The organism is Candidatus Steffania adelgidicola, assembly GCF_020541225.1.
Classification (GTDB): Bacteria; Pseudomonadota; Gammaproteobacteria; order Enterobacterales; family Enterobacteriaceae; genus Steffania; species Steffania adelgidicola.
This window is the reverse complement of record NZ_CP045889.1, coordinates 360,908-375,177: the sequence shown is the minus strand read 5'-3', so window position 1 is coordinate 375,177 and position 14,270 is coordinate 360,908. Positions and strand designations below refer to the sequence as shown.

The 14,270-nt window shown below is 34.2% G+C and carries 6 protein-coding genes and 1 tRNA gene; 5 read left to right on the top strand and 2 right to left on the bottom strand.

The window, feature by feature from the left end; all coding sequences use genetic code 11:
- The first annotated feature begins 548 nt into the window (after positions 1-548).
- A complete protein-coding gene (hspQ, locus tag GFK82_RS00955; protein ID WP_226811066.1) occupies positions 549-866 on the top strand; it encodes a heat shock protein HspQ in 318 nt (105 codons plus the stop codon).
- A 1,510-nt stretch (positions 867-2,376) separates the two neighbouring features.
- Here the strand turns inward: hspQ and gshB are convergent.
- A complete protein-coding gene (gene gshB, locus GFK82_RS00950; protein WP_226811065.1) occupies positions 2,377-3,324 on the bottom strand; it encodes a glutathione synthase in 948 nt (315 codons plus the stop codon).
- A 529-nt stretch (positions 3,325-3,853) separates the two neighbouring features.
- On the opposite strand from gshB, the gene yidA reads away from it, so the two are divergent.
- The 4 genes from yidA to GFK82_RS00930 all read left to right on the top strand — a co-directional run bounded on the left by yidA (position 3,854) and on the right by GFK82_RS00930 (position 11,843).
- Positions 3,854-4,690, top strand: a complete 837-nt coding sequence (gene yidA / locus GFK82_RS00945; protein ID WP_226811064.1) for a sugar-phosphatase — start codon at positions 3,854-3,856, stop codon at positions 4,688-4,690.
- 2,110 nt (positions 4,691-6,800) lie between these two features.
- A tRNA-Ser gene (locus GFK82_RS00940) sits at positions 6,801-6,887 on the top strand.
- Between the two features lie 1,532 nt (positions 6,888-8,419).
- Entirely contained in the window at positions 8,420-10,354 is a 1,935-nt protein-coding gene (locus GFK82_RS00935) for an exoribonuclease II (protein WP_226811063.1), read from the top strand.
- A gap of 865 nt (positions 10,355-11,219) precedes the next feature.
- Entirely contained in the window at positions 11,220-11,843 is a 624-nt protein-coding gene (locus GFK82_RS00930; protein ID WP_226811062.1) for a 5-formyltetrahydrofolate cyclo-ligase, read from the top strand.
- 514 nt (positions 11,844-12,357) lie between these two features.
- On the opposite strand, the gene GFK82_RS00925 is transcribed toward GFK82_RS00930, so the two are convergent.
- Positions 12,358-12,960 (bottom strand): peroxiredoxin C, encoded by a 603-nt coding sequence (locus GFK82_RS00925; protein WP_226811061.1) that lies wholly within the window; start codon positions 12,958-12,960, stop codon positions 12,358-12,360.
- Positions 12,961-14,270 lie beyond the last annotated feature (1,310 nt).

Here is a 14,270-nt window from a genome sequence, read left to right as displayed (position 1 = left end):
ACACTCAGATTGTCTTGTAATGCAAGTTCTATCTTTCAGAACACAAGATAAAAGATTGATATTATCTTATATTTTTATTTTAAAACCAATCTTATTAGATGTCATGCGTAATGTGTTATTATATACTTTACAATATATTTTAAGCAATATTGGCACATCTTGTGCCTTCCTTCCTTCTATTGAGAATTGAACTAACGGTAAGAGGACACATATTAATTATTGTGAAGAATTTACTAGAACATTGCTTTGATCTATTAAAAATAATACATAATACTTTTACAAGATTCTATCCAGCTTATCTCATTATAAGGTAATGAAAAATATACATAAAAGATAGAAATTTCTCCCAAAACATTTTTAAAAACAAAATCGACGCATATTAAAATTATTAGACACTTTGCAAGTATTTTAGAAGATCCAGCGATCTTAATTAACAGATTATATTGTAAAGGATGCTCCTGTTATGCTTAAAATGATCTCTTGTAACCTTGAGTTACCCTAAAGTTCCCCCATATCCACTCTCATACATGCTTTTTACAGGAAATCTTATGATTGCCAGCAAATTTAGTATAGGACAGCAGGTCCGGCATAAACTACTCGGGTACTTGGGCGTAATTATCGACGTAGATCCAGAATACTCTCTAGAGAAACCTTCACTAGATATGATCGCATCTGAAGATAGCCTCCGTCAAGCTCCTTGGTATCATGTTGTCATGGAAAATGAAGAAGGAAAACCCTTTCATACTTATCTAGCTGAAGCGCAATTAGGGTATGAATCCTTTCCCGTTCACCAAAAACAATCCACATTAGATGAGTTGGCGGCATCTATTCGTCTGCAACTTCAGACACCTCGTCTAAGAAACTAAATATCACGGCTGCGCGTGAACGCGCACCCGCGTTTTACTCTTCTCCGAAAGATCATTGTCTAAAAAAAGCAGAGTCTTTTCTTAATTATTTAGTTTGTATTATTTATCAAACTTTAATCTTAATTTAAATAAAGTTATGATAAGTCATTGGTTATTATATATTTTCTCATGATCTTCTTATATATTGTTTCTATTTTAGAAGCGGATCACTTAACAAGATGTTCGCTTAATAAACGATATATTCATTCAAATAATATTACGCGACAAGAAAGATACATGTCTTATGTCCACATAAACCGTTCAATTGATTATATGAATCAAGAAATGTATATATTTCTTGATCTAAAGATATACGTTGAGTTGACTACACCTTTAAAATCATAAGTATAACATCGCTTTTCGAGCGTTTTCTATCTTCCAGGCACAAAACCATTATTCCCGTACCTGATATAAATCACAATCCTAGTTTTCATCCTAACCATCAGAAAATAGCTGAATCAATTATTAATAAACTTCTCACAATCAAAAATAAAACATAAGTATTTTCAATGTTAATAATCTAGTGCTAAAACAAGCATCACATCAAAATAGATCCGATTTACTACAAAAACGAAGAGCATATCAATTTTAACTATGTTTTATTAAAAAATAAAACCGTGACTGATTTATATTAAAATATAAACATACACTTTTATATTGTGCTATAATCGGTTGTCGCAACATATATACTCAAAAATATAATGTAATAAAATATTGCATAAAAAAACTACGAGAGCCTCTCCACTCAAAGATTGCATTCAAGTACAGAACAGCTTGACAAAACATTCCTCTTTATTTTTAATGATTTTTAGTAGGTTATTGTACAACTTCATTAATATCCGATAGATACTCAATTCAATCTAGGTATGACATCGTTGATATAGAGTACAACTTATACGTCAAACGACACAGAATATACCTAAAGCTTCTAGATCATGTATTTGAAATTGATCACCCCCAATGATCTTTATATAGATTTGCAGTGTTTTCCATACTTTTTGTGCAAATTTTGTAATTTGATGAACTTTTAATATTTTTCAAAATCCACATCCTAACTACCGTACGACGCTTCTTGTTATGCGCTGCATTATATATTTTTTACACCTAGTGTGGTGGATACAAAACTGAGAATGTACAATAAAAAGTAAACAGATCCTCTTTTAACCTACCTATAAAGCTTGCTAACATACAACTGATATTATAATTGATTATCCATCAAACTATATATATCGCATCATTAAAATTTCTTCTATACCTATAAATATAAAATATGCGTCATAAATTTTCATAAGCATTTGGATGCTAACGCTATAAAAGCGTTATCTTTATTAGATAATAAATCTGAACTTACATTAAACATGTATATTACTCTCTAAAAAACAGCACCACTTTTATTCAATCGAATCCGAATTATTTATATCAACAGTATGAAACTTTATATAGCAAATAAGCTATTGAATATTAATTTTTTTTAAACAGCAAGACGTTTTTCAATCGCGTCCATCAACATACCGGTAATAGAAATAGGGAAAACCGCTTCAATTTCTTGGACGCAAGTGGGACTGGTGACGTTTATTTCAATCAGGCGATCACCTATAATGTCTAGTCCTACAAAAATCAGTCCTTTTTGCTTCAGCACTGGCGCTACATCTTGGGCGATTCTCCAGTCACTATCGCTAAGCAACCGGGGCTCACCACGACCCCCAGCTGCTAGATTAGCACGAGTTTCACCAAGTTTAGGCATGCGTGCTAAACAATAGGGGACTGGCTTACCATCTATCACTAATACCCGCTTATCCCCGGCCTCAATAGCAGGCACATAAGTTTGTGCCATACAAAAATAATGGCCATACCCGGTTAGAGTTTCAACAATCACCGTGAAGTTAGGATCATCTGCCTTCGCACGAAAAACCGAGGTTCCCCCCATACCATCAAGCGGTTTCAAAATAATATCAGTATGCTCTTTCCAGAATTCGCGAATATGCTTATCACACCTACTTACCAACGTATCAGGGGTATGGCAAGAAAACCAGACGGTAAATAATTTTTCGTTACAATCTCGAAGACTCTGCGGTTTGTTAACAACAAGAACACCCGCATCCTCTGCACGCTCCAAAATATATGTAGCATAAATTAATTCAGTATTAAAGGGAGGATCTTTTCGCATTAGGATAACATCTAATTCGCTGAGACTGATATCCTGTTCATCATAGAATCTATAGCCCGTATTAGAGTCTTGACTAAGTGACAATAGACGGGTAGAAGCCCGCGCTGAACCACTACGCAGATATAAAGAACTCATTGTCATATAATAAATTTTATAACCGCGCTTCTCTGCTTCTAACAGCATAGCGAAACTGCTATCTTTTTTAAGATTGATGGAAGAAATCGGATCCATCACAATACCAAGATTAATCATTGTTTTTTCCTTACGTTAAAACTGGGCAACTGACCTACAGGCAGAGAATGGAGGGGGGTTATCAGTACGTAATTATATATATGTTTAGAAAACAACCTATGTTTTTTTAATGATTTCACTTTAAGTGTGTATTCCACTTTTGTTGAATACAGTGGAGTCTATTAGACTGAGTATAACTCAGAAATGTATTTAGATAATATCCAATTAAATTAGAAGAAAGATTTTATATCCCAATCAAAAACATTGTTTTATGATGCTCGATTTTACAAAATTCAGTTTACCCTTCTTTAATATATAAATAAGTACAATGCCAGCTATCTCGCATAGATGCTAACGTATTAAAGAAAAAACCTCTTCTGAAGAGGTTGTATAGTACATTGATTTTTTTAAAATAACTTTCATCTCTAAATATGGAGATACACTTAAACCAATATCATTTCAATATAAAACATACCCCTTTCGAAATCTGACAATAAAAACAAGCGCCAAGCATCAAATTTATGCTTTTGGCTCAATCCAAGAGGATACTATGGCAATAAAGTTGATTGCAATTGATATAGACGGAACCCTATTAAATCATAAACATGAGATTACCTCTACAGTAAAAGAGGCTATTGGATTGGCGCATGATCAGGCGACGTACATCGTGCTGGCTACCGGTAGGCCCTACGTTGGCGTAACCAAATATTTAATCCAACTAGATTTACAAAAAAATGGGAATTATTGTATTACCAATAACGGCGCTCTGATACAACGGACAGTTGACGGATCATGTATTTCGCAAAAATTGCTGGATATCAATGATTACCTCTACTTAGAGGCTTTATCCCGCCAGCTAGACGTACATTTTCATGCATTAGATTTTGATACCCTGTATACCGCTAATCGTGATATCAGCCAGTATACAGTTTATGAGGCTGCACTAACCGGCATCCCTTTCAAGTTTCGTGCAGTTGAAGAGATGGACATTTCCTTGCGTTTTCCAAAAGTCATGATGATAGACGACCCGGATATTCTAAACTCAGCGATTAAACGAATTCCAAAAGAAACTTTTGAGCGCTATACTATCATGAAAAGCGCACCATATTATCTAGAATTACTGAACAAACAAGCCAATAAAGGCAAGGCGGTAAAAGTGTTAGCGGAATATCTTGGATTAAATCGTGATGAAGTTATGACGATTGGAGATCAAGCTAACGATCTAGCGATGATTCAGTATGCTGGAACGGGGGTGGCAATGGAAAATGCAATTGATGAAATTAAAGCTGTCAGCCAATTTATCACAACGAGTAATGTAGAAGATGGAGTTGCATTTGCCATTCAAAAATTCATACTCGACACACCCTCGCCCACTAAGCGAGGATAAGTATCTGTTAGCTATTATTGCTCGTAACACACGCGATGCTACATCGCATGTTTTATAACATTTGCTTTTTATAAAGCAAAGACTCTTTTACTTTTAGTAAAAAGTAAATTAAATGTAAGATGTAAAATTAAATGATATCTCTCTATCTACCAGGGTAGGTTTTTGAAGGAAAAATATAGCATTCAGAATATACAAAAGCACTGTATTAATAGAAGATAGATACAGTTATGCGAAGGCTAAAAACCTGACAGGCTATCGCAAACTACATATAACATTTACCCTCAGTCTATTTCCTTAAGACTGATTAGGGAACGAACTGGTTATACCACTCCATCTCTGCAATCAAATCGTGATATTTCTTTTGCAACATGTTTCCATATGCCAACTCTGTACATAATATGAAATATAATATAACACACTACTTGATATTGATCTTTAAGTGTTTCATGGCATATTAGGTAATGATAGAGTGACTATGTCGGTATTGCCATCAAACTATGATTTGAGTTTGATGGCAATATATAGTGACTCGCGCAATCCATACTGAGCATAGCAGTGAGAACTTTATGTTTAACCTCAATGATTTTTCTGTACTCTACGTATACTCCTAACACTAGATCTGCCTAAAAAACAAATATGAGCCTGATAAAGGCATAAATTAATTCGGGCTGTTATTTAAAACTCTTACTAAATAATTTAAGAGGGAGAGACGATCTTTTTTATGAATAGAGTGTCTCTATTTACTGAATAAAAAGTCACTGCATCCATGATAAATAATATAGATAATATTCTTTAATATGATTATCTTTTTGTTATCAATAGCTATTTATTCAGAAAATAATAACTTTTAACCTCTATTAATTAAAGGTAAGTATAGATGCCTCAATATCTAATCCAAACTTAAAAATAACAGTTTATCCTTATAAACCGATAGAGAAATATATTATTATAATGTTTACCCTTATAAACAGGATCTGTTATAGCCAAGTTTTTACTAAAAAAATATGCGATGTTAATTTGTATATAATCATCTCACATACAATTTCCATAAATTCCTAATTATATCATCATATTGACCCTAAACTTTTAAATAAAAGAAATAAAAAACTGATATTTTAAATACAGCGTACAAACAAAACATGAAGGGTTTGATTTTTAATCACTATTGTATTAAAACCATTTAGCTTCAAGATCAAGTTTAAGTTTATTTTTTTAGCCTAGACATCAGGGCTTTTATCTCGCTCCTACGTTTCAGTTATACGAGGAATAAATCCCTCGCTTATCTTTTACAGGATAAACGGGCAGACCTAGCAAACAGATTTTAAGGCAGATCTTTAATGATCAAGTAGATGAAATTCTTGTAGAGTTCTTTAAATTGTTCTAAAAACACTAAGAGATACTTGAATTAATATTCAAACAATATAGGGCAATACTCTCTAAAATTGTTTCTATGATTAGCATGTATACTAGATATACCCTTCATCATCAGATTTCATTAACTCAAAATCAAGTATCCTTGATTTATTGAGTCATTTTTTCTAGTAGGCTAAAACCCAAATCCGAAAAAATAAGATTAACACTGATTGGAATAACTTCCATCGAAATTATCTATAACACTTCTTAAATCAGTTTTATAGTACTGATTACTGGAGTATAATTATTTCTCCAAATTAACTATAACTTAAGCATGTTGTCTATATTTTCTCAAGCTTACTAAAAGTAAGCTTGAGCTTATAAAATACCAAACATAACGAAGTCTACATAAACATCTCCCTATTACTAAAGACTGGAGCTATAAGCCTCGACTAAAAATAACAGCACAATTTATCTATAGATCCTGCTATCAGTTTCATTTACTTAAACAAAGCAGAGAAGTTTTTTATCAAAGCAATCTCTTGGCCAATCCATGTTCTTGCTAAGAATATCATGAAAGATCCATGAATCATCTAATCGAGAACATATTTAACTAATTCATTTCCGCGAGTAGAATAAGTAGTATTACATAAAAATTGTATTATCCTAGTTCTCGCTCAGTAATCATTTATATCGTGATGAGTAGATTACTACTGTCAAAGTCCTATAAAAAATGGAATAATAGGCACTAAAAATAGGAGAGATGCCGGAGCGGCTAAACGGAACGGTTTCGAAAACCGTCAAGGGAGTAATCCCTTCCAGGGTTCAAATCCCTGTCTCTCCGCCCGTTATGAACGATATAAAATATCAAAGATTAAGATAACTCTCATCCATGTCATATTCACTTAAGTTAAATTAATACATATACGTTATAATATATTTGTCTTAATTAGTTATATACTGCTAAAACCCAATACAATCTATAAACAGGAAATTCATAAACAAATAATTTCTTCAAATATAACTTGAAATATTTATAATATATATTGAATTTCTTTACTTTTCTGGTTGTAAAAACAGAATCCTTTCCTTTTTATAATTACAAAAATATAATAAAAATCTTAATCTTTCATAAAGATTATTGCTAGTCTACTAGCAGTATCAACGATTACGTCGCCATCATCAGCATATATGTTTCAGATATCTCAGAAGGGTATAACAAATACTTACCACCCTAATATATTCATGTATTATATTTAAAAGACTCTGATATATAGTTAATCAATTTTTTAATGGAAAAAATGGTGGTTTGTATATTTTAGACAACACTGTCAGTCATAGGATGTACTCATAATACTAAACAATAAAAAATAGTTTGATTTTTTATGATATAGATGATATTAATCAAATTAATACTTTAGTCTTCATCCCTAAATATCGATAATAACTTTCAATACCTTTTCCAAATGATTTACGTATCTTTTATGTTTCAAATGCCACAATCCACACAAAGGTGTTCTACATTAACTATTATGTATACATTGTCTGATTTATATTCCCCTGTAGTCGCATATTTTCTTACAAGTAAGATCCAAACTTATATAGAAGAGTTATTAAAGTTACTTATCAATTCATAGCAAACACTTTACATCTAAGTTTAGGTAAGCTAGCTATTATTTTTATACAATGGATACTACAGATTTTATGATTTATCTTTCACGAAAATGCTTTACTACCTAGTATGTCACAGTGATTTTTACCATCTAGGAGATATAGAAAGATGAAAACATACACATAGAATCAATAGAAAATTATAAATAGGGAGCATGTTTTAGAAAAATTTTCTATGGATTATGCAGCAACCACAGCGTTCTATATATAAATAAATAGAAAATGTTACTCTCATCTTAAATATCATTATTTTTGTTATTTATCAAAAATCAATACTAATGCCATTACTATTCACCATATTCGACAACAATCACTACATCATGATATAAATAGAAAAATATAGTATTGATTGTACATTCCAATAGATTTTATCTATATCTAATATAATATAGGACATTGTTGTATAATATTCTTAGATGAAAAAAATTTAACTTTTCCCCATCAAGATTTAGGAGTGATCTATCAAGATCATGATAAAAATTTATGATAGTGTTAAAATATTAAAAACAACAGCGTTTCTGGTAAAAACCATACTTTAATGCTCACTAAAACTGCTGCAGATCACTTAACCCATTCTATTATTAATTGCCTGAAAGCCGGCAGTGTTTTGTGTTCAGATAGCTAAGAAGCTTGCTCCAGCCAACTAAATCACGTAAAACTATGTAACTCCACTAGAAACTTACTAGCATCCACTTTCCGGACACTATGCTTCAAGATAATCCGCTGCTTGCACAGCTAAAACAGCAACTTCATTCTCAGACACCACGTGTTGAAGGTATAGTAAAAGGCACTGAGAAAAAATTTGGATTCCTCGAAATTGATTCCCAGACAAGTTATTTTATTCCACCGCCTTTTATGAAAAACGTGATGCACGGCGATAAAATCACTGCCGCGTTACATACAGAGAAAGATCGTGAGATTGCGGAACCGGAAAAGCTTATCCAGCCATTCCTGACCCGTTTTGTAGGTCAAGTACAGGTTAAAGATAACCTGGTTGCTATTGTTCCGGATCATCCTCTAATTAATGATGTTATTTTGATACAAACACAACCCCCTACCTGTCGGACCCTTCAAACCGGCGATTGGGTTATTGCAGAAATGCGCCAGCACCCATTAAAGGGTGCTCGCCGATTTTATGCAAATATCACCGGATTCATTACAACTTCCAATGACCACTTGGCACCATGGTGGGTAACTCTTGCCCGATATAATCTCGATCGTACTGTGCCTAATATGCCAGAAACAGTCGATCTTTTGGAAGATGGATACATACGCAACGATCTTACCTCGCTTGATTTTATCACTATCGATAATGCCAGCACTGAAGATATGGACGACGCTATTCATCTAGAAAACAGACCAGACGGTTCTTGGATTATGACTATTGCTATCGCGGATCCAACTTCTCGCGTACCAGCCGGTAGCCCGCTAGATCGTATTGCTCGTGAACGCGCGTTTACTAATTACCTCCCGGGTTTTAATATTCCCATGCTACCACGTACGCTATCTGACGATCTATGCGCTTTACGCGCCAATCAACGACGACCCGCCCTATCGTGTCGTGTCACAATATACCAAGACGGTACGCTTGCCAATGACGCTTGCTTTTTCCTTTCTTGGGTCGAATCTAAAGCAAAGCTAATCTATGACAACGTTTCGGACTGGCTAGAAAATACCGGCGTTTGGAAACCGGAAAACGACGCTATTACCCATCAGATTCGATCACTATATCATCTTTTTCAAGTCCGCAGCGCCTGGCGTCACCGTCACGCGCTGCTCTTAAGAGATCGCCCTAATTATCGTTTTGTACTAGATGAGAGGGGTAATGTAGATGATATTATTCTCGAACCTCGACGTATTGCCAACCGCATGATTGAGGAGGCGATGATTACTGCCAACGTCTGCGCCGCACACATATTACGTGATAACTTGGGCTATGGATTATATAACGTACATAACGGTTTTGACCCACTTCTAGTAGAACAAGCAGTGACTTTCTTGCGAAAGCATTGTATTGATGTTGAACCTACTGAACTACTTACCTTAGAAGGATTTTGTGCGCTACGCCGTCGACTGGATTCTCTCCCCTCCACTTATCTAGAGAGTCGTATGCGCCGTTTTCAAACCTTCGCCGAAATCAGTACTGTGCCAGGTCCCCATTTTGGGCTAGGACTAGTTGCATATGCAACTTGGACTTCTCCTATCCGTAAATACAGTGATATGCTTAATCACCGCTTATTAAAAGCGGTAATTGGCATTGGTGAAGCAGAGCAGCCAGCTAAAGAGATAACACTTCATCTAACGGAACGCCGGCGACAACATCGCCTAGCAGAACGGGATGTAGAGTCTTGGCTTTATGCTCGTTTTCTTAAACCGCAAGCCGGTAGTAATAACCGTTTTTTAGCGGAAGTAATCGATATCTCAAGAAACGGCATGCGAGTACATTTACTAGATAATGGAGCAATAGCTTTTATCCCTGGCTCTTTTATTCATAACATACGTAATGAATTATTTTGTAGCCAGGAAATCGGTACTATTCAGGTTAAGGGGGAAGAACGCTACCGGCAAGGTGATATTATTAATGTCACCATTGAAGAAGTTCGAATTCGAAATCGCTCTATTATCGTCCGCCCAATCTAAACCGACTAAATTCTATTCTATTTAATTCTATTAATACAATTATTTTTAGTAAACTCCTTAGTTAAGGAGCAATCTTTACCTTTTAGGTAATTTTATATCGTAGTAAGATACTAAATCAACAATATGATTTCAAAAGATTTTTTTTCTTATAATGCATCTCTGTTTTCTCTTTTAGATTATACTGATTTTCGATTGGTGCTAAACAATATTAAAGACAATACCCAGATCGACACCAAACGTCGATAGTCCCTTATTTAATGTTTCACCTGAAAATGCAAAATAAGATGCTCCATTGCAATGATGGGATTTTTAACGAGAACTCAGAAACGATAAGAATTAATTTTACCTAAATATAGAAACCAGCATCCATGAAAATATGCTGCTAATATGATCTATTTGTAATGCCACGTCGCCGACATTACTAGAAAGTAATAGACGGTATTTCCTTTACAAGCATTCTTATATAAAACTATGAAATGATATTCCATAAACCACAGTAACCTTTTACTACCGACCACTTCATGGGCAGCAAAATCTGCTCTAACTCTATAAAATTTTAGTAAAAAGTCAACATAGCTACATCAAGCAGCATATTATCTTATCAAGATTTAGAACACTCATTGCACTAGTTATGCACTATTTATATTTACTACATGACATGGACATAATAAAAAAGCATGAATAATTATAAATCTTAAAACACTCACTTTAAAACTATTGCGGTTCTTAACCGATAGATGTATAATTTGGTTCTCTAAAAATTATTTAGGTCTGCATATCGTATTGCCATAAAGCACAATACCAGGGGGCAGTTTATTACTGAGATCTTACAGATCTCATCCTTACCAGTATTTCTTGATGCTCTATGACTTCATCAATCGAAAAATCACTGCTACGACAATCACTACGTAATCATATTAGGCAACAGCGGCGCGCGTTATCTCAAAGAGAACAATCTAATGCCGCTTATCGTCTAATGAAACGTATTATGCATGACGCACGCATCCACTCTGCCAGTACCATTGCCGTATTCCTTTCATTCGACGGTGAGATAGATACTAGTCCTCTGATTACTGCCTTATGGGAATCCGGCAAGCAGGTTTATCTCCCAGCACTTCACCCATTTTCCGAGAAATCTTTGATATTTATGCACTATAAGAATACTACACCGTTAGTACTAAACCGTCTAAGAATCCGTGAACCCCAAATGGATATCACAACGTCATTACCGATAGTGAATCTTAATATTATATTCACACCACTGGTGGCATTCGATACCCAAGGGCAACGTCTTGGCATGGGTGGCGGCTTTTATGATCAAGCCCTAAAGAACTGGAAAACACAAGCGAGTTTTTATCCAATTGGGTTAGCACATGACTGCCAGCAGTTAGTCAATCCACTACCAGTTGAAGAATGGGATATCCCGCTGCCGGAAATAATCACCCCATCTCACCACTGGCGCTTTCCAGCGCCAGCTATAAAAAAATAAAAAAATGCCATATATCCATATATCCATATATATGGATACATAACGAATTCACTAAATTCCAATCAAAATTTTCAAACCAAGAATTACATCTCTCTCTTAACACATGCCTTTTTTTGTTTTTCTACTTTCTCCCAGATATAGCCAATATAGATCAATAACCTTATTTTTATACATGGATAATAAAATTACTTTAAATGTAAAACATAGTTTTCAAGAAAAAGCAAACGTTAACGTTAAATTTTAGAGAAATAACGAACTTGTTGCGGGTAATTTTTTTTCACGTTATACAACAGATGCATATCTTCTGAGCTAAAGTAATGAGCGATCAAGATAAAAACAAATTTTATTAGCAATATTGCTAGACATGATACGCTTACTGCCATGTTATTAGCAAAATTCTTATACACGCTATCGCTAAGCATTCATACTGATAAGTAGCGTAAAAATCCGTTCAGCATTGCTGTCCGAAACGATTATTATAAGATGCATACTTATTCTAAATTAAGGTATCCGATTATAAACGAGTTATGTTACGAGATAGATATCTCACAACTCCTTCAGGTGAAGGAGTCATCCCTTCCTCCCCTTTTTTCCACTGTGCTGGACAGACTTCGCCATGTTTTTCATGGAACTGTAAAGCGTCAACCATTCTCACCATTTCTTCAATATTGCGCCCTAGCGGCAGGTCATTAACGACCTGATGACGAACAATCCCTTCTTTGTCGATCAGAAACGAACCACGTAGCGCAATACCTAATTCAGAATGTTCAACACCGTAGGCCTTCATAATTTCGCGTTTTATATCAGCCACCATCGGATAGTGGACCAAACCGACACCCCCTTTATCAATCGGCACCTGCCGCCAGGCGTTGTGTACAAACTCAGAGTCACAAGATACACCAATAATTTCTACACCGCGTTTCTGAAACTCTGCATGACGCTTATCGAAAGCGATTAATTCAGACGGACAAACGAAAGTAAAGTCCATCGGCCAAAAGAAAACGATCGCAGGTTTACCCTGAATATAAGATTGAAAATTAAAATCATGAATAATTTTACCGTTACTGAGTACAGCAGAAGCCGTAAAATCCGGGGCTCGACGAGTCACCAATACCATATTCACTCCTTTTAAATAAAATTTTCAAAAATATAACACAAGAATTAAAGAGAACTAATATAGAGCACTACTGGAGGGCGAACAAAATAAAACATACTGATTTCTTTAACAGATAACACCCTTTTAAATAGAAATCAATATTGGAAAGATTAAATCTTAATATTTTTATAAATAAAAACAAAGAATATTTTCTGCTCCTCTTAACTCCATATTACTCCCACCGAAGGCGGGATAATGATAGAATCACAGATAAAATCTGAATTTAGAGATGCATAGTGTCTTATTAACGCTTGTAATAATTACATGACCCGACCGGGTATATATGATTTCTTGTAAAGTACGAATAAAATCTTTCACTCTTATATAAAATATTATTTTTGTTCCTGAATTTAACTTTACCTTATTCAACTTTAGCATAAATGAGATTATTATGTTTATTTTTTCCTCTTAGTCAACATAATTTTGTTGGAATAATAAGGTAGCAGAAGATCATGAAAATCCATTAAACACTGATAATCTATTAGATTTAATTTATGTGTTAAAAAACAACATGTATATCTTAATGTAAGACTACAAATTAGATTTACGATTTAGTTATACTGTTATTATAGAGAAAGTCAAGTAGGTATACTACAGCACATAAATAACTGCATAATGCAATACTTATATAGTATTGGACACTACTTGACTTAATTTAAGTATTATACGCTATCAGCGTAGCACTTCTGTGGAGAAGTGCTGCAATCTTGAACTGCTATTTTTTTTAATATAAAACAATGTTTTTCTATTTATCAGAAAAACAACCTTCAGTAAATTTGTTACCATTTTAACAAAATGAAAACTAGTTTTGGCTTTCATTGTATACTTAGATATATAATAGACATAATCAACATTCATGATACAACTACGTAAGTTTTTAAATAACCTGCTATATCACCGTTTATTGAGTTCTTTAAAATATAAACAGCCATACGAAAGAAAAACATAACCAGCATCTAGAAATATACAACCTCACTTTTCATACCCAAATCAAATTTGGTATTGATAATACTATCTCCTGTTCAAATTGAACAGTATTCAACCGCCAGTTTATTTATAAACTGGAACAGTGTTATCCGTAACATATAGTTAACTAGTTCCACTAGCAGTGAGAATAAAAATCACTCTACTCCATCGATTGTCTAATCGCCTGAAAATTTTCACTAAACAGTATAGCTACTAACCAATAGCCTACAATGCTAAAAAACAACACTATCTAGAGAAAGCGTAATAAGCACCTATCATCCCTGATAGTATCAGGATGGCGCTAT